The sequence below is a fragment of the Pseudomonas sp. F2 genome (genome assembly GCF_057174385.1).
Genome location: NZ_CM169904.1, coordinates 3165582 through 3189202, shown reverse-complemented (window position 1 = coordinate 3189202; position 23621 = coordinate 3165582). Strand labels below are relative to the sequence as shown.

25 protein-coding genes are annotated in these 23621 nt (G+C 59.3%); 9 read left to right on the top strand and 16 right to left on the bottom strand.

Features of this window, described 5'->3' with window-relative positions; translation table 11 throughout:
- Positions 1 to 15: 15 nt before the first annotated feature.
- A complete protein-coding gene (locus tag AC193Q_RS14275) occupies positions 16 to 867 on the bottom strand; it encodes an MIP/aquaporin family protein (RefSeq protein WP_095668412.1) in 852 nt (283 codons plus the stop codon).
- 362 nt (positions 868 to 1229) lie between these two features.
- Here AC193Q_RS14275 and ybaK point away from each other — a divergent pair, with 362 nt between their 5' ends.
- Entirely contained in the window at positions 1230 to 1700 is a 471-nt protein-coding gene (gene ybaK, locus AC193Q_RS14270) for a Cys-tRNA(Pro) deacylase (protein WP_047296209.1), read from the top strand.
- Positions 1701 to 1795: 95 nt separating this feature from the next.
- The gene (locus AC193Q_RS14265) at positions 1796 to 2578 is read left to right on the top strand and encodes a PhzF family phenazine biosynthesis protein (RefSeq protein ID WP_182402277.1); all 783 of its coding nucleotides are present in this window, start codon (positions 1796 to 1798) and stop codon (positions 2576 to 2578) included.
- 188 nt (positions 2579 to 2766) lie between these two features.
- Here the strand turns inward: AC193Q_RS14265 and AC193Q_RS14260 are convergent, their stop codons facing one another.
- Together AC193Q_RS14260 and argF are read right to left on the bottom strand one after the other, a co-directional pair.
- A complete protein-coding gene (locus AC193Q_RS14260; protein WP_483878557.1) occupies positions 2767 to 3876 on the bottom strand; it encodes an ABC transporter ATP-binding protein in 1110 nt (369 codons plus the stop codon).
- Positions 3873 to 4793, bottom strand: a complete 921-nt coding sequence (argF, locus tag AC193Q_RS14255; protein WP_047296204.1) for an ornithine carbamoyltransferase — start codon at positions 4791 to 4793, stop codon at positions 3873 to 3875. Before argF ends, AC193Q_RS14260 begins: the two co-directional genes overlap by 4 nt.
- A 404-nt stretch (positions 4794 to 5197) precedes the next feature.
- Between argF and AC193Q_RS14250 the strand changes: the two genes are divergently transcribed.
- From AC193Q_RS14250 to grxD, 3 genes are all read left to right on the top strand, one after another.
- Positions 5198 to 5488 (top strand): hypothetical protein, encoded by a 291-nt coding sequence (locus AC193Q_RS14250; RefSeq protein WP_102354941.1) that lies wholly within the window; start codon positions 5198 to 5200, stop codon positions 5486 to 5488.
- Positions 5489 to 5625: 137 nt separating this feature from the next.
- A complete protein-coding gene (locus tag AC193Q_RS14245) occupies positions 5626 to 7731 on the top strand; it encodes a molybdopterin oxidoreductase family protein (RefSeq protein WP_483878556.1) in 2106 nt (701 codons plus the stop codon).
- A gap of 97 nt (positions 7732 to 7828) precedes the next feature.
- Positions 7829 to 8170 (top strand): Grx4 family monothiol glutaredoxin, encoded by a 342-nt coding sequence (gene grxD, locus AC193Q_RS14240; RefSeq protein WP_003227729.1) that lies wholly within the window; start codon positions 7829 to 7831, stop codon positions 8168 to 8170.
- A gap of 184 nt (positions 8171 to 8354) precedes the next feature.
- On the opposite strand, the gene bfr is transcribed toward grxD, so the two are convergent.
- Complete coding sequence (bfr, locus tag AC193Q_RS14235; RefSeq protein WP_007963971.1) at positions 8355 to 8828, bottom strand: bacterioferritin; 474 nt, start codon at positions 8826 to 8828, stop codon at positions 8355 to 8357.
- Between the two features lie 200 nt (positions 8829 to 9028).
- On the bottom strand, positions 9029 to 9247 hold the full coding sequence (locus AC193Q_RS14230) for a bacterioferritin-associated ferredoxin (protein WP_003227725.1): 219 nt from the start codon (positions 9245 to 9247) through the stop codon (positions 9029 to 9031).
- A gap of 314 nt (positions 9248 to 9561) precedes the next feature.
- Between AC193Q_RS14230 and AC193Q_RS14225 the strand changes: the two genes are divergently transcribed.
- Entirely contained in the window at positions 9562 to 10164 is a 603-nt protein-coding gene (locus AC193Q_RS14225) for a peroxiredoxin (RefSeq protein WP_007963972.1), read from the top strand.
- A 74-nt stretch (positions 10165 to 10238) separates the two neighbouring features.
- Here AC193Q_RS14225 and rnt read toward each other — a convergent pair whose 3' ends face one another.
- Together rnt and pyrC are read right to left on the bottom strand one after the other, a co-directional pair.
- A complete protein-coding gene (gene rnt, locus AC193Q_RS14220) occupies positions 10239 to 10916 on the bottom strand; it encodes a ribonuclease T (protein WP_003227721.1) in 678 nt (225 codons plus the stop codon).
- On the bottom strand, positions 10913 to 11959 hold the full coding sequence (pyrC, locus tag AC193Q_RS14215; protein WP_433588558.1) for a dihydroorotase: 1047 nt from the start codon (positions 11957 to 11959) through the stop codon (positions 10913 to 10915). The genes rnt and pyrC overlap by 4 nt, the downstream gene beginning before the upstream one ends.
- A gap of 160 nt (positions 11960 to 12119) precedes the next feature.
- On the opposite strand from pyrC, the gene AC193Q_RS14210 reads away from it, so the two are divergent.
- Together AC193Q_RS14210 and AC193Q_RS14205 are read left to right on the top strand one after the other, a co-directional pair.
- Complete coding sequence (locus AC193Q_RS14210) at positions 12120 to 13028, top strand: flagellar protein MotY (RefSeq protein ID WP_086791774.1); 909 nt, start codon at positions 12120 to 12122, stop codon at positions 13026 to 13028.
- A 129-nt stretch (positions 13029 to 13157) separates the two neighbouring features.
- Positions 13158 to 14375: an argininosuccinate synthase gene (locus AC193Q_RS14205; RefSeq protein WP_027612065.1), complete on the top strand. Its 1218-nt coding sequence runs from the start codon at positions 13158 to 13160 to the stop codon at positions 14373 to 14375.
- 149 nt (positions 14376 to 14524) lie between these two features.
- Here the strand turns inward: AC193Q_RS14205 and AC193Q_RS14200 are convergent, their stop codons facing one another.
- Positions 14525 to 15229: a hypothetical protein gene (locus AC193Q_RS14200; protein WP_047296195.1), complete on the bottom strand. Its 705-nt coding sequence runs from the start codon at positions 15227 to 15229 to the stop codon at positions 14525 to 14527.
- A gap of 496 nt (positions 15230 to 15725) precedes the next feature.
- Between AC193Q_RS14200 and AC193Q_RS14195 the strand changes: the two genes are divergently transcribed.
- Positions 15726 to 16352 (top strand): response regulator transcription factor, encoded by a 627-nt coding sequence (locus AC193Q_RS14195; protein WP_003227711.1) that lies wholly within the window; start codon positions 15726 to 15728, stop codon positions 16350 to 16352.
- An 87-nt stretch (positions 16353 to 16439) separates the two neighbouring features.
- Here AC193Q_RS14195 and AC193Q_RS14190 read toward each other — a convergent pair whose 3' ends face one another.
- The 8 genes from AC193Q_RS14190 to metG all read right to left on the bottom strand — a co-directional run bounded on the left by AC193Q_RS14190 (position 16440) and on the right by metG (position 23485).
- Positions 16440 to 16619, bottom strand: a complete 180-nt coding sequence (locus AC193Q_RS14190) for a PA3496 family putative envelope integrity protein (protein ID WP_041068377.1) — start codon at positions 16617 to 16619, stop codon at positions 16440 to 16442.
- Positions 16620 to 16726: 107 nt separating this feature from the next.
- Positions 16727 to 17365 carry an endonuclease III gene (nth, locus tag AC193Q_RS14185; RefSeq protein WP_003227707.1) on the bottom strand — a complete coding sequence of 213 codons (639 nt, stop codon included), beginning with the start codon at positions 17363 to 17365 and terminating at the stop codon, positions 16727 to 16729.
- Entirely contained in the window at positions 17362 to 17943 is a 582-nt protein-coding gene (locus AC193Q_RS14180; RefSeq protein WP_483878555.1) for an Rnf-Nqr domain containing protein, read from the bottom strand. Before AC193Q_RS14180 ends, nth begins: the two co-directional genes overlap by 4 nt.
- Positions 17940 to 18545 (bottom strand): RnfABCDGE type electron transport complex subunit G, encoded by a 606-nt coding sequence (locus AC193Q_RS14175; protein ID WP_483878554.1) that lies wholly within the window; start codon positions 18543 to 18545, stop codon positions 17940 to 17942. The genes AC193Q_RS14180 and AC193Q_RS14175 overlap by 4 nt, the downstream gene beginning before the upstream one ends.
- Positions 18542 to 19525, bottom strand: coding sequence for an RnfABCDGE type electron transport complex subunit D (locus AC193Q_RS14170; RefSeq protein ID WP_483878553.1), 984 nt, complete (start codon positions 19523 to 19525; stop codon positions 18542 to 18544). Before AC193Q_RS14170 ends, AC193Q_RS14175 begins: the two co-directional genes overlap by 4 nt.
- Entirely contained in the window at positions 19512 to 20735 is a 1224-nt protein-coding gene (gene rsxB / locus AC193Q_RS14165; protein ID WP_483878552.1) for an electron transport complex subunit RsxB, read from the bottom strand. Before rsxB ends, AC193Q_RS14170 begins: the two co-directional genes overlap by 14 nt.
- Complete coding sequence (locus AC193Q_RS14160) at positions 20732 to 21301, bottom strand: electron transport complex protein RnfA (RefSeq protein ID WP_121186961.1); 570 nt, start codon at positions 21299 to 21301, stop codon at positions 20732 to 20734. Before AC193Q_RS14160 ends, rsxB begins: the two co-directional genes overlap by 4 nt.
- 132 nt (positions 21302 to 21433) lie before the next feature.
- Positions 21434 to 23485 carry a methionine--tRNA ligase gene (gene metG / locus AC193Q_RS14155; protein WP_047296182.1) on the bottom strand — a complete coding sequence of 684 codons (2052 nt, stop codon included), beginning with the start codon at positions 23483 to 23485 and terminating at the stop codon, positions 21434 to 21436.
- Positions 23486 to 23621: the final 136 nt, after the last annotated feature.

Genomic DNA, 23621 nt, shown 5'->3' with positions numbered 1-23621 from the left:
TCCGCGCCGACTGTTTCAAGAAGTTCTTGGTTTGCCGTCAATGGCCGGTTCTGCATCCTTTGTAGCAGGTGTGGCGCCGGTCAGGTGACGGGCAATGAGCCCGCGATACCCGGCAGCGCCGAGGCAGGCACCGACAATCGGTGCAAAAATCGGTATCAGGAAGTACGGAATATCGCGGCCGCCAGTGAAGGAAATTTCACCCCAGCCGGCGAAGAAAGTCATCAGTTTCGGACCGAAGTCACGGGCCGGGTTCATCGCAAAACCGGTCAGCGGGCCCATCGAACTGCCGATCACGGCAATCAGCAAACCGATCAGCAGCGGGGCCATCGGGCCTTTCGGCAGACCGTTGTTGTCGTCGGTCAGGGCCATGATCACGCCCATCAGGATTGCGGTGATGATCATCTCGACCAGGAACGCCTGGGCGGTGGACAGCACTGGATTGGGGAACGTCGAGAACACCGAGGCCAATTCGAGGCTGGCAGCGGTGCCACGCGCCATGTGATGGGTTTGTTCGTAATCGAAGAACAGGTTGCTGTACAGCGTGTAAACCAACAGCGCGCCACAGAAGGCGCCAGCGATCTGCGACAGGATATAGAACGGCAGTTTGCGCTTTTCGAAGTCGGCGAAAATGCTCAGGGCGATACTCACGGCAGGGTTCAGGTGCGCGCCGGAAACACCGGCGGTCAGGTAGATCGCCATGCTCACGCCGACGCCCCAGATGATGCTGATTTCCCACAGACCGAAGCTGGCGCCCGCGACTTTGAGCGCGGCGACACAGCCGGTGCCGAAAAAGATCAGAAGTGCAGTCCCCAGAAACTCGGCCAGGCATTGGCCGGAAAGCGATGGTTGCTGTAAAGCAGTTGTCATTGAAAACCTCGGTTTTTGTTGTTGTCTGGCGCGTTTGCCGTCAGGGCAAGGCGCGATTTTCCCCGGGGCAGGATCCCCATCCTGTTCCCGGTTTACTGCTGGGTGCTGCGGTGACGATAATTCTTACATTATTCAGATTCGAAAAAATATAGACAAGAAACAAACCTGTCAAAGGTCGAAAGTGAACCGTCGGTCACAATTCAACTATCAACCTGCTGAATGGTGCTGCCGATGGCGGCGGCGATAGCCTGGCGGCTCACGCGCAAAGCCCGGAAAACGGGGCTTGCGCTAGAGCCTTTTGCGCTGTGATGACCTAGAATCCGGCGCAGGATTTTTCTGTTGATGCCGAGCCTGGAGCTGCCATGACCCCTGCGTTGGACTTGTTGAAAAAAGTTCGTGCCGAACATCGCGTGCACAGTTACGAACATGACCCAAAGGCTGCGTCCTACGGGCTGGAGGCCGCAGAGAAACTGGCGCTGGAGCCGGCGCAGGTGTTCAAGACGTTGCTCGCTGCCAGCGAAAAAGGTGAATTGCTGGTGGCGGTGGTACCGGTCGTCGGAAGCCTTGATCTCAAGGGGCTGGCTCACGCGGCGGGCGTGAAGAAAGTCGAAATGGCTGACCCGGCGGCGGCGCAGCGCTCCACCGGTTACCTGCTGGGCGGGATCAGTCCGCTGGGGCAGAAGAAGCGTCTGCGCACCTTCATCGATAACTCGGCTCAGGGTTTTGCGACTATTTATGTCAGTGCTGGCCGACGCGGCCTGGAGGTCGAGTTGGCGCCCGCCGTACTCGCCGAGCACACCCAGGGCAAATTTGCCGACATCGGTCGGGTGTAACGCTGAATTCTGTATGAAGAAAATTGGCCGGTTCTGTCACTGGCGCTGATCCGGCCCGCGCCGCATGCTCTGCCCACGGACTTAGGGAGAAGGTTATGCAGCTTGAGTTTCATCAGGTCGACGCGTTCAGCGACCGACCGTTCAGTGGCAATCCGGCGATGGTGTATCGGCTCGACGCATGGCTTGCGGATGAGTTGATGCAGAAGATCGCCGCCGAACACAATCTGGCGGAAACCGCGTTCGTGGTGCGCGAAGGCGCCGCGTGGCACATCCGCTGGTTCACTCCGACCACCGAAGTGCCGTTGTGCGGGCATGCGACGCTGGCCAGTGCCTACGTATTGTTCGAGGTCTACAAGGAAAACGTCGAGCGTCTGGACTTCACCTGCAAGTCCGGGCCGTTGAGCGTCAGCCGCGAAGGTGATCGCCTGTGGCTGGACTTTCCGTCGATCGTGCCATCAGCGATTGGCGTGACGCTGGATGTCGAGCGGGCGCTGGGTGTCGAGGCGGTGGATGTGCTCGGTTCCAACGAGTTGTTCGTGGTACTGGAGTCGGAGCAGGCAGTGCTCGACTGCAAACCGGACATGGTCGCGCTGGCGAAACTGCCGTGGCTTGGCGCCATCGTGACGGCGCGCGGCAATCAGCATGATTTTGTCTCGCGTTATTTCGCCCCGGCAATCGGCATCAACGAAGATCCGGTGACCGGCTCGACGCATTGCAGCTTGATTCCGTACTGGTCGAAACGTCTGGGCAAGTCCAGTTTGACCGCATGCCAGCGTTCGGCGCGGGGCGGGGAGTTGTTCTGTCGGCTGGAGGGGGAGCGGGTGAAGATCGGCGGCAATGCGACGCTGGTTGCCAGCGGCACGCTGATCCTCGGTTAACGCAAAACTTTGTTGGAGTGAGCCTTTGTAGTGAGGGGATTTATCCCCGATGGGCTGAGCAGCAGCCCCAAACCATTACTTGCACAGTGCCAGGCACTCCGCGGTGCAGGCTAAAGGGCCGCTTCGCGCCCCATCGGGGATAAATCCCCTCACCACAAAAAACCTCCACACTCCGATGTTCTGTTTGATCAGAGGGCGGTGCTGTAGCGGCGGACGCCGTTTTCCACTGCCGGGATTTGTGCGGCGGTGCTGCCCGATGCCTGGAACAGGACCAGGTGTTCTGCAGCAACCCGGATCCCGACATCCGCGCCCATCTGATGGTCGGCATGGCTGGGGAAGATCGATTCCAGCTGCGCGCCGGTCGGCAATTGCAGGCGATACAGGGTCGAGGCACCGAGGAAGGTCTTGCCGACGATGCGTGCTTTCAACGCGCTGTCCGGCGCATAAACTATGTCATCCGGACGCAGCAACACATCCACCGCGCCGCCTACTGGCCAGGTATAGGCCCGGTTGCCGCGCAGTTCGCCGAGTTCGGTCTGCACCGATTCCGGGCTGCCGAGCTGGCCGCGAATGAAATAACCCTGACCAATGAAACTGGCTACAAACGGCGTCGCCGGCTCGTGGTAGAGATTGTAGGGTGTGTCCCACTGTTCCAGCCGACCTTCCTTGAATACGCCAACGTGATCGCTCACGGCGAAGGCTTCTTCCTGGTCGTGGGTCACCAGAATCGCACTGGTGCCACGGGCCTTGAGAATGTCGCGCACTTCGTGGCTAAGCTTGCGCCGCAGTTCGCCATCGAGGTTGGAGAACGGTTCGTCGAGCAGCAGCAGTTGCGGTTCCGGCGCCAGGGCGCGGGCGAGGGCGACGCGTTGTTGCTGGCCGCCGGAGAGCTCGTGCGGGAAGCGTTTGCCGAGGTTCTTCAGGTTGACCAGTTCCAGCAGCTCTTCGGTAACGCGCGCCTTGTTCGGGTGCTTGCGGATGCCGAAGGCGATGTTGTCCGCGACGCTGAGGTGCGGGAACAGTGCGTAGTCCTGGAACACCATGCCGATTCGGCGTTTCTCCGGGGCCAGAGTGAAACCGGCGCTGGAAATGGTTTCGCCGCCCAGAGTGATTTCCCCTTCGTGCACCGGTTCAAAACCGGCAATCGCGCGCAGGGTGGTGGTCTTGCCGCAGCCCGAGGAGCCGAGCAGGCAGCCGATGTCGCCGGCGTTGAGGTGCAGATTGAGGTTCTGCACCACGCGTTGATCTTGGTAGCCGCAAGCGAGGTTGCGCAGGTTCAGCAGTAATTCATGACTCATGCGTGGTGATATGCCGGTTCGACGAGGAACTCGAGCAGGGCCTTCTGTGCGTGGAGACGGTTTTCTGCCTGATCCCAGGCAACGGAGCGCGGGTCATCGAGCAGGTCGAGGCTGATTTCTTCACCGCGGTGCGCTGGCAGGCAGTGCATGAACAGCACATCTTCAGCCGCCAGATCGAGCAGGGCGCGGGTCACCTGGAACGGTGCAAACAGCTTCAGGCGCTTGGCAGTTTCCTCTTCCTGACCCATCGAAGTCCAGACGTCAGTGCTCACCAGGTGCGCACCGCGCACGGCGTCTTGCGGATCACGGACGATGGTTACGCGATCGCCGGCGCGGGCGACGAACTCAGGATTGGGCTCGTAGCCTTGCGGGCAGGCAACGCGCAACTGGAAGTCGAACTGGATCGCCGCTTCTATATAGCTGTTGCACATGTTGTTGCCGTCGCCGATCCACGCCACGGTCTTGCCCTGAATCGAGCCACGGTGTTCGAGGAAGGTCTGCATGTCGGCCAGCAACTGGCACGGGTGCAGGTCATCGGACAGGCCGTTGATCACCGGCACGCGCGAGTTGGCGGCGAATTCGGTCAGGGTGCTGTGGGCAAAGGTACGGATCATCACCGCATCGAGCATGCTCGACATGACGATGGCGCAGTCGCCAATCGGTTCGCCACGGCCCAGTTGGGTGTCACGCGGCGACAGGAAGATCGCCTGGCCACCGAGCTGGATCATGCCGGCCTCGAAGGAGATCCGGGTACGGGTCGAGGATTTCTCGAAAATCATCCCCAGGACGCGGTTTTTCAGCGGCTCGAACAGTACGCCGCGGTTACGCAGGTCCTTGAGCTCAACGCCTCGACGGATCACGCTGACCAGCTCTTCGGGCGTGCAATCCATCAGGGAGAGAAAGTGCCTTGCGCTCATCATTGACTACCTTTTTGTTACAAACCGCAGATGCTCAAAGCCTTGTTTAACGGAACAACGGGCGAGACCTGCGGCGTAAGCCGCACGGGGCGACGAAATAGGGGAAGGCGCGATATTGACACTAAATGTCGCGTTACGCCAATAGGCTACGGATTTTGCGGGACTCGGAGGATGTTTCGTATCTTGCTGGCGGACATTTGAAGACTGGTTCAAGGCCGCAGCGAGGCTCTTTGTACACCGGCCTTGCAGGGCTTGGCAATTGAGTGTGGCGGGGATCGAGTCGCCTGAGTCGGTTTACGACCGTGGCGCCATGCCATCACTTGGTCGGATGCTCGGACTGAAACATTTGCTAAAGCAAAGTGCTGGGTTATAAATAAGTTTCGAGCGACGCAGGAAGCCTCCGCATGGAATCGAAAGAAAAACTGTTAATGGAACTGCTGGGTCACACGGCTCGCTCATTGACCCATCTCACCGCGTCGGTGACTTCAATGTCCTTCGAACTGCTGCGCAGCGAAGACGAAGTGGTCAAGACCGCCGGCCGTCACATGATCGATCGCATGGCGACCATCAGTGCCGGGCTCGACGAGCACTGGCGGCTGATCGGCGAACTCACCGGCGTGCACGTCGCTCACGAGCAGATCGAGACCATTCAGGAAATCCAGTTGCAGGCGCCGCCGCAGCTGCCGTCGAATTGATCATGGCGGCTTATCGGCTCGCCTGATAACCGTCGATTCACAGGACAAACGTCGCTGGCGCAGGATCTGCGCGGGGGCCATAGTTTTGTTCCCGCAGGCATGCCCGTTGCCTGCCCAGAACAAGACAGAGACTGGCCATGACCAAGACTCTCCATCACCGTGCCTGCCACCTGTGTGAAGCCATTTGCGGCCTGACCATCGAGACCACCGAAACCGATGGCAACGTTGCGATCACCTCGATCAAGGGTGACGCGCTCGACACCTTCAGTCGCGGGCACATCTGCCCCAAGGCCGTGGCCCTGCAAGACATCCAGAATGACCCCGATCGCCTGCGTCAGCCGATGCGCCGGGTCGGCAGCGAATGGCTGCCGATCGAGTGGGACGAGGCCTTTGCACTGGTGGCCGAGCGTCTGGCGGCGATTCAGGAGCGTCACGGGCAGAATGCGGTGGCGGTCTACCAGGGCAACCCGAGCGTGCACAACTATGGGCTGATGACTCACAGCAACTACTTTCTCGGCCTGCTGAAGACGCGCAACCGCTTCTCGGCGACTTCGGTCGATCAGTTGCCGCATCACCTGAGCAGTTACCTGATGTACGGCCATGGCTTGCTGCTGCCGATCCCGGACATCGATCACACCGATTTCATGCTGATCCTCGGCGGCAACCCGCTGGCGTCCAACGGCAGCATCATGACCGTGCCGGATGTCGAGAAACGCCTGAAGGCGATTCAGGCCCGCGGCGGCAAAGTGGTGGTGGTCGATCCACGGCGCAGCGAAACGGCGGCCATCGCCGATCAGCACCTGTTCGTGCGTCCCGGTGGCGACGCGGCGTTGTTGTTCGGGGTGCTCAACACCTTGTTCAGCGAAGGCCTGACCCGTGACAGCCACTTGCCGGTTGATGGCCTTGATGAAGTGCGCGCAGCCGTCGCAACCTTCACCGCCGAAGCCATGAGTCCGCTGTGTGCGGTGCCGGCCGAGCAGATCCGCCAACTGGCGCGGGATTTCGCTGCGGCGCCGAGTGCCGTGTGCTACGGGCGCATGGGCGTTTCGACCCAGGCGTTCGGCACCTTGTGTCACTGGGTGGTGCAGTTGATCAATCTGGTCACCGGCAACCTTGACCGGGTGGGCGGCGCGTTGTGCACCGAGCCGGCGGTGGATCTGGTGGCGTCGACCTCGGGCGGGCATTTCAACAAATGGCAGAGCCGGGTGTCCGGACGGCCCGAATACGGCGGCGAACTGCCGGTGTCGGCGCTGGCCGAAGAGATGCTCACCGAAGGCGAAGGGCAGATTCGCGCGCTGATCACGGTGGCCGGCAATCCGGTGTTGTCGACGCCCAACGGCCGGCAACTGGAGCAGGCGCTGGACGGTCTGGAGTTCATGCTCAGCATCGACCTGTACATCAACGAAACCACGCGTTACGCCGATTTGATCCTGCCGTCGACCTCGGCGCTGGAGAACGATCACTACGACACTACGTTCAACCTGTTCGCGGTGCGCAACGTCACTCGCTTCAACCGGGCGATTCTCGCCAAACCAGAGGGAGCGTTGCACGATTGGGAGATCTTCGTCGGCCTGGCCAAAGCCTTTGCCGAAAAGACCGGCAAGGAACTGAAGCCGACCCTGCCGCCGGCGCAGATGATCGATATGGGCCTGCGCATGGGGCTGTATGGCGATACGTCCGATCGGAAGCTGTCGTTGGCGACATTGTTCGATCATCCGCACGGGATTGATCTTGGGGCGTTGAAACCGAATCTTGCCGCCCGCCTCAAGACGCCAGATCAACGGGTGCAGGCTGCGCCGCCGGAGATCCTCGCTGATCTCGCACGCTTTGCGGCCTTGCAGGCGCCGGCAGCCGATGAGCTGTTGATGATCGGCCGGCGCCATGTGCGCAGCAACAATTCGTGGATGCACAATTACCATCGTCTGGTGAAGGGCAAGCCGCGTCATCAACTGCTGATGCACCCCGACGATCTGGCCAGTCGCGGGCTCGACGACGGGCAATTGGTGCGCGTCAGTTCGCGGGTCGGACAGATCGAAGTGGAGGTGCTCGGCAGCCTGGACATGATGAAAGGCGTGGTCAGCCTGCCCCATGGCTGGGGGCACGCGCGCCCGGGCGTGCAGATGGCGATTGCCAGTGGTCAGCCGGGGTCGAGCGCCAACGACCTGACCGATGAATGCCAGCTCGACGAGCTGTCGGGCAACGCGGCGCTCAATGGCGTGCCGGTGACGGTGGTGGCGGCTTGAATATGCCTGTCGGGGAGACCGAGCAGCGCGCTCGGGATTCCGTTACAATGCGTCACCGTGCCGACCCATGAGTCGGAAAGTTCAGCCGAGGTGCTCCATGGATATCATCGAAACGATTAAAGAGCAGATTGCCAACAACACCATTCTGCTTTACATGAAAGGCTCGCCGAATGCCCCACAGTGTGGCTTTTCCGCGAAAGCTGCGCAGGCTGTAATGGGCTGTGGCGAGAAGTTCGCCTACGTCGACATCCTGCAGAACCCGGAAATCCGTGCCAATCTGCCAAAGTACGCCAACTGGCCGACTTTCCCGCAACTGTGGGTTGGCGGTGAACTGGTCGGCGGCAGCGACATCATGGCTGAAATGTTCGCCAACGGTGAGCTGCAGACTCTGGTCAAGGAAGCATCGGCCAAGGCGGCTGCGGCCAAGTCCGAAGCCTGATCCGGCTTTCACTCGGCACATGCTTCTGCTGTAGGAGCTGTCGAGTGAAACGAGGCTGCGATCTTTTGATCTTCAGCCAATAAAAAGCCCCGCACCTCGAAAGAGGGCGGGGCTTTTTAGTGCGCTGGAAAAGTTAACGCGAGTTGCCGGTGCAATCTGAAAAGATCGCAGCCTGCGGCAGCGCCTACTCTTCGCCCATCTGCGATTGCAGATAGTTCTCGAGACCGACTTTATCGATCAGGCCCAGTTGGGTTTCCAGCCAGTCGATATGCTCTTCTTCGGATTCGAGAATGTCTTCAAGCAGTTCACGGCTGCCGAAGTCGCCAACCGATTCGCAATGGGCGATGGCGGCTTTCAGGTCGGCGTGGCCGGTCTTCTCGATGCGCAGGTCACACTCCAGCATTTCCCGGGTGTGCTCGCCGATGTGCAGCTTGCCCAGGTCCTGCACGTTTGGCAGGCCTTCGAGGAACAGGATGCGCTTGATCAGCTTGTCCGCGTGTTTCATCTCGTCGATGGATTCGTGGTACTCGTGCTTGCCCAGCTTGTTCAGGCCCCAATCTTCATACATGCGGGCATGCAGGAAGTACTGATTGATCGCGACCAGCTCATTGGCAAGGATCTTGTTGAGATGCTGGATGACTGTAATGTCGCCTTTCATGATGGGAGTCCTGCCCTGTAATAGCTGTATATACGGCGGAGTTTGAGCCGGGTACTTATAAGTGTCAAACCTAAGTTATTGAATAATAAATGAAATTAAATCTGAATAAGAATGTTTGTGTTCCGCGTCTGGCACCTAAGCACTTGATTTGCGGACATAAAAAAACCGGACATAAGTCCGGTTCTTCGAAATCTGGGTAATTACGCAGCTGTAAATTCTACCGGATAGGGGATCGCAGCCTGAGCGGTTTGCAGCTTGGTCAGGGTTTCGCGAACCACTTCCTTGGCCAGGCAGGCACATTTGCCGCATTGGCTGGCGACGCCGGTGGCCTGGCGGACTTCTTTATAGCTGCAGCAACCTTCATAGATCGCTTCGCGGATCTGTCCGTCGGTGACGCCAGTGCAGAGGCAAACATACATAAGTGAGAACCGTCGCTGGTTGTGACTCAATTGCGATGGATCTTAATGTTAACGAGAATGATTGTCAAAGTGCTTTCTGAATGGTTTTCGATCGAAAGGCGGGTGACTGACGAACGGTGATTAATGGCGAATTGCCTGGCCCCGAAAATGCGGGTCCGTTACCTGCATTGGGCAAAAAACCGTTAAGGACAGGCGAAAAACGCAGTGTATGATGGTCAGCCCTTGCGAAGAGGGTTCGTGTCACAGGGCTGTCGCCTGAGGGTGGCAGGCTGGCCCGGACCCTGAACTTCAAAGTTATTCACCAGGAGATATCCATGAGCGTACTCGTAGGCAAACAAGCCCCTGACTTCACCGTCCCGGCCGTACTCGGCAATGGCGAGATCGTTGACAGCTTCACCCTGTCCTCGGCCATCAAAGGCAAATACGGCCTGGTGTTCTTCTACCCGCTGGACTTCACCTTCGTCTGCCCGTCCGAGCTGATCGCTCTGGACAACCGCATGGCTGACTTCAAGGCGCGCAATGTGGAAGTGGTCGCCGTGTCGATCGACTCGCACTTCACCCACAACGCCTGGCGCAACACTCCGGTCAACAACGGCGGCATCGGCCAGGTGAAATACACCATGGCTGCCGACATGAAGCACGAAATCGCCAAGGCCTACGACGTTGAATCCGAAGGCGGCGTGGCTTTCCGTGGCGCGTTCCTGATCGACGACAAGGGTGTCGTCCGTTCGCAGATCATCAACGACCTGCCGCTGGGTCGTAACATGGAAGAGCTGATCCGTCTGGTCGACGCTCTGCAATTCCACGAAGAGCACGGCGAAGTTTGCCCTGCCAACTGGAAGAAAGGCGACAAAGGCATGAACGCTTCGCCAGAAGGCGTCGCGGCTTACCTGACCGAGAACGCTGCTGCCCTGTAAGGCGCAACGTCGAGGTACAAAAAAACCGGCCCAAGTGGCCGGTTTTTTCATGCGTAGGAAATACCCGACGAGGATCAGTCGTCGAAGTCTTCCCAGCCGCCCATCTGCTTCCAGCGGTTGACGATGCCGCAGAACAGCTCGGCGGTCTTCTCGGTGTCGTAACGCGCCGAATGCGCTTCACGGCCATCGAAGTCGATGTCGGCGGCCTGACAGGCTTTCGCCAGAACGGTTTGCCCGTAAGCCAGGCCGGCCAGCGTCGCGGTGTCGAAGCTGGAGAACGGATGGAACGGGTTGCGCTTCATGTCCAGACGCGCCACGGCGGCATTCAGGAAGCCCAGATCAAAACTGCTGTTGTGGCCGACCAGGATCGCCCGTTTGCAGCCGTTGGCTTTCAGTGCCTTGCGCACGCCACGGAAGATGTCGGTCAGCGCGGTTTCTTCGCTGACCGCCATGCGCAGCGGGTGATCGAGCTTGATCCCGGTGAACTCCAGCGCGGCTGCTTCAATGTTCGCGCCTTCGAATGGCTCGACGCGGAAGAAGTAGGTGTGGTCCGGGTAAACGAAACCCTTTTCGTCCATGGCGATGGTGGTCGCAGCAATCTCCAGCAGAGCGTCGGTGGCCGAGTTGAAGCCACCGGTCTCTACGTCGACGACAACCGGCAGGTAGCCGCGAAAACGCGCTGCCATTGGATGACGGGAACCGCCGCCGCCACCTTGACCGTCCAGTTCGTCGTCGAAATGGTCTTCACTCACGCGTGTTCCTCCAGCAGGCGCCAGCGCAGTTTTTCACCGGCGCGCAGCGGGATAACGTTCAGCTCGCCGAATGGCAGGCTGGTCGGGGCGGTCCATTCTTCGCGAACCAGGGTGATGCGATCGGTGTTGGCCGGCAGACCGTAGAAGCGCGGGCCGTTGAGGCTGGCAAACGCTTCGAGCTTGTCCAGCGCATTACGCTGTTCGAACGCTTCGGCATACAGCTCGATGGCGGCGTACGCGGTGTAGCAGCCGGCGCAGCCGCAGGCAGCTTCCTTGGCGTGCTGGGCGTGCGGCGCCGAATCGGTGCCGAGGAAGAACTTCGCGCTGCCGCTGGTGGCGGCGTCGAGCAGGGCTTCCTGATGGGTATTGCGCTTGAGGATCGGCAGGCAGTAGAAGTGCGGCCGGATCCCGCCCACCAGCATGTGGTTGCGGTTGTACAGCAGGTGATGCACGGTGATGGTCGCGCCAACGTTGGCCGAGGCTTCGTTGACAAACTGCACGGCGTCGCCGGTGGTGATGTGTTCGAACACCACTTTGAGCGTCGGGAAACGCTCGACCACACGGCGCATGTGTTCATCGATGAAAATCTTTTCGCGGTCGAAGACATCGACATCGCCACGGGTGACTTCGCCGTGGATCAGCAGCGGCATGCCGACTTCGGCCATGGCTTCCAGCGCCGGGAAGATCTTGTCGATGCTGGTCACTCCGGAATCGGAGTTGGTGGTGGCGCCAGCCGGATACAGCTTGGCAGCGTGCACGAAACCGCTGGCCTTGGCCTCACGAATTTCTTCGGGCTGGGTGCGGTCGGTGAGGTACAGCACCATCAGCGGTTCGAAACGACTGCCGGCCGGGCGGGCAGCGAGAATCCGCTGGCGATAGCCATCGGCTTCAGCGGCGTTGCGCACCGGTGGTACCAGGTTGGGCATGATGATGGCGCGGCCAAAGGTGCGCGCCACATCGGCAACGGTATTGGTCAACACGGCACCATCGCGAAGATGAATGTGCCAGTCGTCGGGACGCAGCAGGGTCAGGCGGTCGGACATGAGGGGATTCCAGGCGGGTCAAACTGAGGGGAATGCTACCGGAAAAGACTCTTGCAGGCACTCGCTATCAAGTTTTGCCGGAACCTTCCGATAGCCCGTAGGTATGCCGTAAACATAGTGTGAATCGGTCTTTGTGTGACAGAAGCCAATGGAGCCTCCCGTGCGCCAGCGATATTTAGCCTTGCTCAGTGTGTTTGCCAGCCTCCCCGCGATGGCGCTCACCTACCAGACGCGTCTGGAGAACATTGAGTGGACGGTCGAGGGCGACAAGTTCGAGTGCCGTCTGACCCAGCCGATCACCGATTTCGGCTCGGGCCAGTTCGTGCGCAAGGCCGGCGAGCAGGCGATCTTTCGTCTCAATGCCTACAACGCCATGCTCGGCGGCGGTTCGGCGACGTTGCTCGCGGCGGCCGCGCCCTGGCAGCCGGGGCGTAACGACATCAATCTGGGCAGCGTCAGGATCGGCACCGGCAACGTGCTGTTCAACAGTTCGCAATCCCAGGCCGGCGGACTGATCAGCGGTTTGCTCGACGGTCGCAGTCCGGTGGTGCGTCGTGCGTCCGGCGATGGCCGGGTTTCTGAAGTGCGTCTGTTGCCGGTGAAGTTCAGCAAGGCGTTCAACGAATACCAGACCTGCGTGGCGAAGCTGCTGCCGCAGAATTTCGATCAGGTCAAACACTCGCAGATAGGCTTTCCTGGCGAAGGCACCGATCTGGATGCCGACGCCAAGGCCAGGCTGCAGGTGATGCTCGAGTTCATGAAGGCCGACCCGACGGTCAATCACATCGAACTGGATGGCTATTCCGACAACAGCGGTAATCGCCTCACCAATCGTGAACTGTCACGCCGGCGCGCGCTGGCGGTGGTCGACTTCTTCAAGGCCAACGGCATCGCCGAATCGCAGATCACCGTGCGCTTCCATGGCGAGCAGTACCCGCTGGTGCCGAACAACAATGCGGCTAACCGGGCGAAGAATCGCCGGGTCAGCGTGAAGCTTGCACGAGTGGCGCCGACCACCGCGCCAGCGCCGCAAGCCAGCACACCCGCCAATGCTGCGGCGACTTCCTGACCCGCCGGTCATCGTCGCGCTCTCGACAGATTCTGTCGCTTTGTCGTCTTAAGCTGTCGCGCCTCTGTAAATTATCGGATTTGAGCGGTAGACTCCTCGGCTTTCCGTAGAACCCCGTGGAGTGATGGCATGGCGGACGTAAACAAGGTCGTTCTGGCGTATTCCGGCGGCCTGGACACTTCGGTGATCCTCAAGTGGCTGCAGGATACTTATAACTGTGAAGTGGTGACTTTCACCGCCGACCTGGGTCAGGGCGAAGAGGTCGAGCCGGCTCGCGCCAAGGCTCAGGCCATGGGCGTCAAAGAAATCTACATTGACGACCTGCGCGAAGAATTCGTGCGTGACTTCGTGTTCCCGATGTTCCGCGCCAACACCGTTTACGAAGGCGAGTACCTGCTGGGTACTTCCATCGCACGTCCGCTGATTGCCAAGCGCCTGATCGAAATCGCCAACGAAACTGGCGCCGACGCCATTTCCCATGGCGCCACCGGCAAGGGCAACGACCAGGTGCGTTTCGAACTGGGTGCCTACGCCCTCAAGCCAGGCGTGAAAGTGATCGCGCCATGGCGTGAGTGGGACCTGCTGTCGCGCGAGAAGCTGATGGACTACGCCGAGAAGCACGCGATCCCGATCGAGCGTCACGGCAAGAAGAAGTCCCCGTACTCGATGGACGCCAACCTGCTGCACATCTCCTACGAAGGCGGCGTGCTGGAAGACACCTGGACCGAGCACGAAGAAGACATGTGGCGCTGGACCGTCTCCCCGGAGAAGGCTCCCGACACCCCGCAATACCTGGAACTGACCTACCGCAACGGCGACATCGTTGCCCTCGACGGCGTCGAAATGACCCCGGCCACCGTATTGGCGACACTGAACAAGATCGGTGGTGCTCACGGCATCGGCCGTCTCGACATCGTGGAAAACCGCTATGTCGGCATGAAGTCCCGTGGTTGCTACGAAACCCCGGGCGGCACGATCATGCTGCGTGCACATCGCGCCATCGAATCGATCACTCTGGACCGCGAAGTCGCTCACCTCAAAGACGAGCTGATGCCGAAATACGCCAGCCTGATCTACACCGGTTACTGGTGGAGCCCGGAGCGTCTGATGCTGCAACAGATGATCGACGCTTCGCAGGTCAATGTGAACGGTGTGGTTCGTCTGAAGCTGTACAAAGGCAACGTGATCGTTACCGGCCGCAAGTCCGACGATTCGCTGTTCGACGCCAATATCGCGACCTTCGAAGAAGACGGCGGCGCATACAACCAGGCCGATGCGGCGGGCTTCATCAAGCTCAACGCGCTGCGCATGCGCATTGCAGCCAACAAGGGCCGCAAGCTGTTTTAAGTCACGCAGGCCTGTATGAAAAATGGCGGCTTGTCTCTGGACAAAGCCGCCATTTTTTTGTGCTCGTCTGGCGCTCTCCTGGATTGTCTGTCGCTACGGCCCATTCCGGGGTTTTCTTGAATACCCATTTCAGGCATCTGCCTTGCGTTTCATAGTTCTCTCAGAACCGTAGTGCTTTGCGTACTCACGTTATAGGCGACAAAGAGTTTCGCGCCGCCGCTTTTCTTCGACTGTCTGATAAGGCTGAGCGTCCTTTGCTTGAGCAAAACTTCGGATACGGGATCGGTCAAAAACAGCACTGCCTTGGTTGATTGCTTGCTCAGGCGCGGAAAGTGTTCGACCAGAATATTGAACGCCTGTGAATTGTTCATCGGACGTACATCTATGGCACGCAACGTGCCCACGGGTTTAGGGAACTGAATGTTGTGTTCAATCCACGGTTCCTCCGGGCAGGCTATTTCAGCAGACCGATGGGAGTGCGTCTGGTCAGTACCTTGTTTTGGTAGCGTTCGTTCTGGCTTATTCGAATTTGATTTCTTGCCGCTTGCAATTGAAGTGTCTGTCGGAGACAAATCAGGGGTGCTCTCGGTGGTCTTGAGTTCCTCAAAGGTTTTTAGAAAGCTGTCATCTTTCTCGAAATCCGAGGGGGCGTACAGAGAGCGGTAGTTGAAGTTCAGTGTTAGAAAAAACAGCAGCAACAAGTAAAACGGGAAGCTGATCAGAAACCAGACATAGACCTCCCTTTCGTTGTTATCTAAAAAAGGCAAGGAAATGGCGGCTGATGATTCGGAAATAAATGCAAATATCGCAATTATAGTCATGGGGTTGGTTATCTTTTTTCTGACTTTTATCATGGGAAGTGCTCATTAAATGTGTGTTTCCGATAGGTGGAGTGGTTGGCTGTGGGTTGAAGTTTATGCTTGAGGCTATTTTTATATTAAAGAAAATCAATTGGGTAGAAGTATCTTGTTTCAGACATTGATTGTTAAAGTGCTCTGAATGGTTTGTATGTTGTTTTTTACAATTGGTCATCTGCCAAGTGCCGATGGCGGGCGAGTCAAAGGTACTCATCGAACAGGAATATTCTGTCTGCATTCGATGAGCAACTTGCTCTTAAAGCGAGTGCGCAAGGGCTTCAGGGCGTAGTATTTTTCACGTCGGTGCAGGGGGTGGAAAAACAGTCGTGTCATGGAAATAGTGCGTCAGTGGGTTTTTTTGTAGGAATAGTCTTTATTTGTTGTAGGGAATGTCTTTCGCTGGGAGTGCGATGGAACTCTCTTGTGCCATGTCGGAAGTGACTGGGCTATTGTGCGTGCTCTAAAAATTCGAACAGCGAAACTGGACTTGCCCATGAATAAAGTGCTGATCGTGGATGATCATCCCGTCATTCGTCTTGCTGTGCGTATGCTGATGGAACGTCATGGCTACGAAGTCATTGCAGAAACGGATAACGGTGTAGATGCTTTGCAACTTGCGCGTGAACAGATGCCGGACATCGTTATCCTGGATATTGGAATACCGAAGCTCGATGGTCTTGAAGTTATTGCGCGCCTGAACTCGACACCGATGCCCCTGAAAGTATTGGTGTTGACTTCCCAGGCCCCAGGGCATTTTTCAATGCGCTGCATGCAATCGGGGGCGGCAGGGTATGTCTGTAAACAGCAGGATCTGACGGAGCTGCTCAGTGCGATCAAAGCCGTACTGTCCGGATACAGTTATTTTCCCAATCAGGCCCTGCATACCGTACGTACCAGCCTCGGTAATGCCAGCGAGGCCGATATGGTAGACCGCCTGTCAGGGCGGGAAATGATGGTGTTGCAGCAGTTGGCGCGGGGTAAAACGAACAAGGAAATCGCCGATGGCATGTTTCTCAGCAACAAGACGGTCAGCACTTACAAGACCCGCCTGCTATTGAAACTCAATGCCCGGTCGTTGGTGGATCTGATTGAACTGGCGCAACGCAACGGGCTTGTCTGATGTTCCTGAAGCCCGGGGCAGCGTGGGCCGCGCCATGTCAGATGCTGCAGAAAGTAAAAAGCCTCCGGTCAGGGAGGCTTTCAGGTGTCAGAGATCAAAATCGTAATCGGCCAATTGCTTTTGCAGTCGGCGCTCCTCAAGCAGGTTGTCGATGGTGCGGCGTTTGCTCAGATTGGTCTTGGCGACTTCGACCACCGGTTCGGCGTCGTCGGTTTCTACAGCGGTGAAATCGTCATCTACATCCAGTTGTTCTTTGCTGTCAGTCATAAGGTGAACTCCAGGCTAAGACTGCCTTTGGCGCTCCTTATATCGATATTCCTGCTGCGGGTAAAAAAGATTTTTTCAATCGGTAAATCAATTATTCCAATAGCCAATCAATCGTCCGAGGTTTTGTGTTTGTACTCGCACAAATCTTCGATCCGGCAGCTGCCACAGCGTGGCTTGCGCGCCAGACACACATAGCGACCGTGCAGAATCAGCCAGTGGTGAGAATCCAGCAGGTAGTCTTTTGGCACAAATTTCATCAGCTTCTTTTCAACTTCAACGACATTTTTACCCGGGGCAATACCGGTGCGGTTGCTCACACGAAAAATGTGCGTGTCGACCGCCATGGTCAACTGACGGAAAGCGGTATTCAGGACCACGTTGGCCGTCTTGCGGCCGACGCCGGGCAGCGCTTCCAGTTCTTCGCGCGTCTGCGGGACTTCGCCATTGTGCAGTTCGACCAGCATGCGGCAGGTCTCGATCACGTTTTTCGCTTTGCTGTTATAGAGACCGATGGTTTTGATGTATTCGGACAGCCCTTCGACGCCCAGTGCGTGGATCGCAGCGGGGGTGTTAGCCACCGGGAACAGTTTGGCCGTGGCCTTGTTGACGCCGACGTCGGTTGATTGCGCCGAAAGAATGACCGCGATCAACAACTCGAACGGCGAGGAATAGGCCAGCTCGGTCTTCGGCTCGGGATTGTCTTCATGAAGTCTGCGGAAGATTTCCAGACGTTTTGCGGCATTCATGGATGATGTGTTTCCTTGGAGAGAGCGTTCGAACGGGTCCAGGCCTGGCGGGCGGCGAGCAGAAGCCCAAGCACGATAAAGGCGCCGGGAACCAGGGTGAACAGGTGCAGCCCTTCGTTGAGCAGCACCAGGCCTTGCCAGTGCTCAGGCAGGCCATGGCCGATATGGCCCTGACCGAACAGTTCACGCAGTCCAGCCAGCGCGATCAGCAACCCGCTCGACAGGCCAAAAAACTTCAGGCGCAGGCCAAATGCCTGGGCAAAGAATCCATTGTATTCCAGCACCACGCATTGCAAGGCGATCAGCCCGGTATAGATTCCGAGTGACTGTTGCCACTGCAACGCCCAGCGTTGCGCGAGGATATTGGCGCAACTGGTCAGGGTGGCGGCCAGCAGCAGACTGGCCAGCATCCGGTCGCGGTCAGACAGTCGCGAGCGCAATGCGCCGAAACAGACACCGTAAACCGCCACGACGACGCCCGACATCAGCAGCATGCCCAGTGCGCTAGCCAGTGTTGTACTGGTGCCAAGCAGCACAACCAGCATCAAAGCATTCGTCAGGTTTGTCGGCCGGTTCATGATCCGATCCCCAGCAAGGTTGCCCGGTGCTCATCAAAGTAGCGCAGGGCGTCGTGGATGGCATTGACGGTGGCCCGGGAGGTGACGGTTGCGCCCGCCAGTTGATCGAACTGTCCCTGATCCTTTTTCAGCGCCCAGCCTGCGTCGTCAGGCGCGTGACGCGATTGCCCGGTAAATGTCGCCAGCCAGTGGTTCGGCCAGTCACCAATAAGTCCGCCGAGCGCAGGCGTTTCGTTGTGCCGCAGGGTTTTTATCCCCAGCAGTCTGCCGTTGGCATCGATGGCGATCAGCAGTTCGATAACGCCGGCATAACCCTCGGTCTGCGTGCGCAACAGCACGGCCACCGGCTGCCCGGCTTTGCTGGCGCGGTAACCCGCCAGCAGTTTGCTGTGGCTCAACGTCGCATCAGTCAACGCCAGTGGCTGCTCCAGCGGCTGATTGTCGTATGCATCGGCCGCGAGCACATCGAGCAGCTTGCGGCTGTCGAGCAGGGCTTGCTCGCTGGCAATCTGCGGCGCACTGGCGCGTTGCACCACATAAGTCAGGCCGAGCCCTGCGCCGGCCAGCAGCGCAAGCATCACGACAGAAACCGTGCGGCTCATGATTGCACCTGCGTCTGGCGGGCGGCGGCAAAACGTTCCAGCGCTGGCACGCAGAGATTCATCAGCAACACCGCAAACGCGACACCGTCGGGGTAGCCGCCCCATGTGCGAATCAGGTAGGTGAGCAAGCCGACGCCAACGCCGAACAGCAGCCGGGCCAACGCACTTTTGGCGCCGGATACCGGTTCGGTAATGATGAAAAAGGCACCGAGCATGGTTGCCCCGCTCAACAGATGAAACAGCGGTGAGCCGTGGGAATCGGAACCCGAACCGTTCCAGCAGAGCAGGCTGACAACAAACAGGCTGGCCAGCATGCCGACCGGCGCTTGCCAGGCGATTACCCGGCGCTGCAACAGCCACAGCCCGCCGGCGAGAAACGCCAGATTGATCAACTCCACGCCACGTCCGCCGAAGCGGCCGAACGCCGGGTTGGCGGCGAACAACTCATCCATGGTCAGGCTCTTGTTGATGCGCAGACTGTCCAGCGCAGTGGCCTGCACCCAGGCGTCCGGGGCCTGGCCCAGATTCAGGACTTGGGCAAAAGCGGCCTGCAGATTCATGCCGTGTGCCGGCCAGTGGGTCATCGGTTGTGGGAACAGCAGCATCGCCAGGGCGAAACCGAGCATGGCCGGGTTGAACGGATTCTTGCCGACACCACCGTACAAATGCTTGCCGAACAGCAGACCCGAAGCCACCGCGGTCACGGTCAGCCACCACGGGCAGTAAGGCGGCAGGGCAGCGGCCAGCAGTGTCGCGCTGACCAGCGCGCTGCCATCGCTGAGCGTCAGTTGCAAAGGTTGGCGCCGCAGGCGGGTGACGCCGGCCTCAATCAGCAGCGCCGTGCTCGCCGCCAGAATCAAATTGATCAGCACGCCCCAGCCGTAACACCAGAACAGTGCCAACAATCCCGGCAGCGTGGCCAGCAGCACCTGCTTCATCGCCTGTTGCAGGCGATCATCCGGTGCCTCACGGGGCGACATGGTCTTGCACCTGACGCTCGGCGGCCAGCAGGCGAGCGCGGGCCTTGTCGAGGATGTCATTCGGTGTGTCGGCGCGGCGTTCGAGTTTGCTCAGGTCGGCGCGGGCGTAGGCCAATTCGGTTTTCAAATGGCGGAGTTGGTTGTCGATCGGGCGCTTTTCCACCCGGACCCGATCAGGCACAGGCTGCTCACTGGCCGCCTCGGCCACATGCAGGGCTTGCTCGGCATCACGCAGGGCCTGTTCCAGCGTGGCAATCTGCTGCGCGTGTGCTTCGGCGGTCTGAGCCTTTTTCAGTTCGGCGCGACGCATGGCCAACTGGATTTTTGCCCGTTTCAGATCCGCGTCTTTCGCTGGAGCCGGAGCCGGAGCCGGAGCCGCAGCGGCTGGAACGGCGGCGCTGCTTTCGAGTTTCGCCAGCGCCTGTTCTGCCGCTTCGAACTGCTGCTGCAGCACGATCAGTTGCGATTGCTGTTCGAAGGTCGGTGGATGGCCGAAGGCTTTCAGCGATTTATGCAATTGCGCGCGGCTCATGGCGACATCGATCTTGGCTTTCTTCAGCGCCGCATCGGCGGTTGCGGCTTTCTGCGCGCGCACCCGTTCCAGAGCTGCCTGCACCGGGTCGAGAGTGGTCGCCGCCGGTTGCGCCGCCCGTTGCGCGCGGGCTTCGCGCTCGGCCTGTTTGTGCTGTTCTTCACGTTGCAGGCGGACGTGGCGGCGTTCAAAACGCTGGCGCGCATGATCGCGTTTGGCCGTGCGTGCGCGTAGCTCTTCAAGGCTGGTCGCCAGACCACCGACCACCGGCAAGGTGCCGAGCGGCAGCGGGTGCATCTCGATGCAATCCACCGGACACGGTGCCACGCACAGGTCGCAACCGGTGCATTCGTCGATCAGCACGGTGTGCATCAGTTTCGCCGCGCCGACGATGGCATCGATCGGGCAGGCCTGGATGCACTTGGTGCAGCCGATGCACTCGGCTTCGCGGATGTAGGCCACTTGTGGCGGTGCCGCGCCGCGGCTGACGTCCAGTTCCAGCACCGGTACTTTCAACAGTTCAGCCAGGGCGGCGATGGTTTCGTCGCCGCCGGGCGGGCACTTGTTGATCGGTTCGCCGTCGACGATGCCTTGCGCATAGGGCTTGCACCCGGGGTGGCCGCATTTGCCGCACTGGGTCTGCGGCAGGAGGGCGTCGATGAGTTGAATCAGACTCATGTTTTGATCAGTCCACTGAATCCGAGAAAAATCACTGCGATCAGTCCGGCGCCGATCAGGTCGATCGGCAAGCCGCGAAAGGGCAGGGGAATGTCGTTGTCCGCCGTGCGTTCACGCAAGTCGCTGAACAGGCTCAGCACCAGCCAGAAACCTAGCCCGGCGCCGAGGCTCAGTGCCGCCGCCTGCAACAGGCCATGATCATTTTGCGCATTGATCAAGGCCAGCCCCAGCACGCCGGCATTGCCCAACAACAATGGCCATAGCCCATCGAAGGGCCAGTCAGGCAGCGCACGGGTCAGCAGTTTCAATACTGGCGCGATCAGCAGCACGTTGAGCGGCAAGAACACGAACAGGTGCAGGGCCTGCAGTTGCAGCGGTACCAGCAGCCAGTGCCAGATTGCGTAACCGAAGATGCCGACGCTCAGCATCAGGCACCCCGTCGCCAGCCCCAGCGCATGCACCAGGCGCCGACTGCCGGCCAGCAACGGATCGACACCCAGCGGCCAGTGCAACACGAAGTTGTTGAGCAGGGCGGCACTGATCAGCGTAAGCGCAAGTTCGGTCATGGTTCTGCCGGCAGCAACGGGCGGGTGTCACTTAAGGTTAGGCATTATCCGGCACCCGCGAAGGGTGGGCCAGATATGAAAAATCCCACAGGCCTGCAGAACATGCCTGTGGGATCGTTTTACCGCTGGGTCTTACTTGATGCGTTGACCCGGCTTGGCGCCGCTGTCCGGGCTCAGCAGGTAGATTTCTTCACCGCCAGGGCCGGCGGCCATCACCATGCCTTCGGACATGCCGAACTTCATTTTCCGGGGCTTGAGGTTGGCGATCATCATGGTCAGGCGACCGTCGAGTTTCGACGGGTCCGGGTAGGCGCTCTTGATTCCGGAGAACACGTTGCGCTGCTCATCACCGATGTCCAGGGTCAGGCGCAGCAGCTTGTCCGCGCCTTCCACGTGTTCGGCCTTGACGATCAGGGCCACGCGCAGGTCGACGGCGGCGAAGGTGTCGAAGTCGATTTCCGGCGACAGCGGATCCTTGGCCAGTTCGCCATTGCCCGCAGGTGCGGCAGCGCCGGTGTCGGTCTGGCTGGCGGTCAGGTCTTCTTTCGAGGCGTCGGTCATGGCTTGCACCTTTACCGGGTCGATGCGGGTCATCAACGGTTTGAATTCGTTCAACTGATGGTTGGCCAGCAGGGTGGTGTGGTCGTTCCAGGTCAGCGGGGCGACATTGAGGAATGCCTCGGCGTCGGCGGCCAGCAGCGGCAGCACCGGTTTGAGGAAGATCACCAGCTGGCGGAACAGGTTGATGCCGGTGGCGCAGATCGCCTGGACTTCATCCTGCTTGCCTTCCTGCTTGTTCAGCGACCATGGCGCCTTGTCGGCGATCCAGGCATTGGCGCGGTCGGCCAGGGCCATGGTTTCGCGCATGGCGCGGGCGAAGTCGCGGGCTTCATAGGCGTCGGCAATGCTTGGCGCCGCGGCGAGGAAGGCCTCGGTCAGCTCTGGCGCAGCATTGTTGTCGACCAGCAGGCCGCCGTTGCCCTTGTGGATGAAACCGGCACAACGGCTGGCGATGTTGACCACTTTGCCGACCAGGTCGGAGTTGACCTTCTGCACGAAGTCTTCGAGGTTCAGGTCGAGGTCATCGACACCACGGCCCAGTTTGGCCGCGTAGTAGTAACGCAGGTATTCCGGCGACAGGTGATCCAGGTAGGTGCGCGCCTTGATGAACGTGCCACGGGACTTGGACATCTTCTGGCCGTTAACGGTCAGGTAGCCGTGCACGTTGATCCCGGTCGGTTTGCGGAAACCGGCGCCTTCGAGCATGGCAGGCCAGAACAGGGCGTGGAAGTTGACGATGTCCTTGCCGATGAAGTGGTACAGCTCGGCGGTCGAGTCCTTGCCCCAGAACGCGTCAAAGTCCAGCTCCGGCGTGCGGTTGCAGAGGTTCTTGAAACTCGCCATGTAGCCGATCGGCGCATCCAGCCACACATAGAAATATTTGCCCGGCTCGTCCGGAATCTCGAAACCGAAGTACGGCGCATCGCGGGAGATGTCCCACTGCTGCAGGCCGGCGTCCAGCCACTCGGCGATCTTGTTGGCCACGGCGTCCTGCAGGGTGCCGCTGCGGGTCCAGGTCTGCAGCATCTGCTGGAAGTCTGGCAGCTTGAAGAAGAAGTGCTGGGAATCCTTGAGCACCGGAGTGGCGCCAGAGATGGCCGACTTTGGATCCTTCAGGTCGGTCGGGGCGTAGGTCGCACCGCATTTTTCGCAATTGTCGCCGTACTGGTCTTCAGTGCCGCATTTCGGGCAGGTGCCCTTGATGAAGCGGTCGGCCAGGAACATTTTCTTTTCCGGGTCGAAATACTGGGTAATCGAGCGCTGGGCAATGTGCCCGGCATCGCGCAGTTTCAGGTAGATCTGGCTCGACAGCTCACGGTTTTCTTCGGCGTGAGTGGAGTGGAAGTTGTCGAAGTCGACCAGGAATTCGGCAAAGTCGGCGCTGTGTTCAGCCTGCACATTGGCGATCAGTTGTTCCGGAGTGATGCCTTCCTTTTCCGCGCGCAGCATGATCGCCGAACCATGGGCGTCGTCGGCGCAGACATAAATGCATTGATTGCCGCGATGCTTCTGGAAGCGCACCCACATATCGGTCTGGATGTATTCCAGCATGTGGCCAAGGTGGATCGAACCGTTGGCGTAGGGCAGGGCGCTGGTGACGAGGATCTTGCGTGGTTCGGACATGTGGGGCTTCGCTACTTGATGAAACGGAGGTCGGCCACTATAAAGCGCTGGCGCATATTTTTCACCCTGTGCCGCTGGGTACTTTGAGAGCATTTGTGGCGAGGGGATTTATCCCCGATGGGTGGCGAAGCCGCCC

Coding starts and splice junctions, on each gene's coding strand:
- AC193Q_RS14205 (WP_027612065.1), top strand. CDS start 13,158: ATGGCGGACGTAAACAAGGTCGTTCTGGCGTATTCCGGCGGCCTGGAC.
- AC193Q_RS14195 (WP_003227711.1), top strand. CDS start 15,726: ATGAATAAAGTGCTGATCGTGGATGATCATCCCGTCATTCGTCTTGCT.
- ybaK (WP_047296209.1), top strand. CDS start 1,230: ATGACCCCTGCGTTGGACTTGTTGAAAAAAGTTCGTGCCGAACATCGC.
- AC193Q_RS14170 (WP_483878553.1), bottom strand. CDS start 19,525: ATGTCGCCCCGTGAGGCACCGGATGATCGCCTGCAACAGGCGATGAAG.
- AC193Q_RS14160 (WP_121186961.1), bottom strand. CDS start 21,301: ATGACCGAACTTGCGCTTACGCTGATCAGTGCCGCCCTGCTCAACAAC.
- AC193Q_RS14175 (WP_483878554.1), bottom strand. CDS start 18,545: ATGAGCCGCACGGTTTCTGTCGTGATGCTTGCGCTGCTGGCCGGCGCA.
- AC193Q_RS14250 (WP_102354941.1), top strand. CDS start 5,198: ATGGAATCGAAAGAAAAACTGTTAATGGAACTGCTGGGTCACACGGCT.
- AC193Q_RS14260 (WP_483878557.1), bottom strand. CDS start 3,876: ATGAGTCATGAATTACTGCTGAACCTGCGCAACCTCGCTTGCGGCTAC.
- AC193Q_RS14190 (WP_041068377.1), bottom strand. CDS start 16,619: ATGACTGACAGCAAAGAACAACTGGATGTAGATGACGATTTCACCGCT.
- grxD (WP_003227729.1), top strand. CDS start 7,829: ATGGATATCATCGAAACGATTAAAGAGCAGATTGCCAACAACACCATT.
- argF (WP_047296204.1), bottom strand. CDS start 4,793: ATGAGCGCAAGGCACTTTCTCTCCCTGATGGATTGCACGCCCGAAGAG.
- AC193Q_RS14225 (WP_007963972.1), top strand. CDS start 9,562: ATGAGCGTACTCGTAGGCAAACAAGCCCCTGACTTCACCGTCCCGGCC.
- AC193Q_RS14200 (WP_047296195.1), bottom strand. CDS start 15,229: ATGATAAAAGTCAGAAAAAAGATAACCAACCCCATGACTATAATTGCG.
- bfr (WP_007963971.1), bottom strand. CDS start 8,828: ATGAAAGGCGACATTACAGTCATCCAGCATCTCAACAAGATCCTTGCC.
- pyrC (WP_433588558.1), bottom strand. CDS start 11,959: ATGTCCGACCGCCTGACCCTGCTGCGTCCCGACGACTGGCACATTCAT.
- nth (WP_003227707.1), bottom strand. CDS start 17,365: ATGAATGCCGCAAAACGTCTGGAAATCTTCCGCAGACTTCATGAAGAC.
- AC193Q_RS14180 (WP_483878555.1), bottom strand. CDS start 17,943: ATGAACCGGCCGACAAACCTGACGAATGCTTTGATGCTGGTTGTGCTG.
- AC193Q_RS14275 (WP_095668412.1), bottom strand. CDS start 867: ATGACAACTGCTTTACAGCAACCATCGCTTTCCGGCCAATGCCTGGCC.
- AC193Q_RS14245 (WP_483878556.1), top strand. CDS start 5,626: ATGACCAAGACTCTCCATCACCGTGCCTGCCACCTGTGTGAAGCCATT.
- AC193Q_RS14265 (WP_182402277.1), top strand. CDS start 1,796: ATGCAGCTTGAGTTTCATCAGGTCGACGCGTTCAGCGACCGACCGTTC.
- rsxB (WP_483878552.1), bottom strand. CDS start 20,735: ATGAGTCTGATTCAACTCATCGACGCCCTCCTGCCGCAGACCCAGTGC.
- metG (WP_047296182.1), bottom strand. CDS start 23,485: ATGTCCGAACCACGCAAGATCCTCGTCACCAGCGCCCTGCCCTACGCC.
- AC193Q_RS14230 (WP_003227725.1), bottom strand. CDS start 9,247: ATGTATGTTTGCCTCTGCACTGGCGTCACCGACGGACAGATCCGCGAA.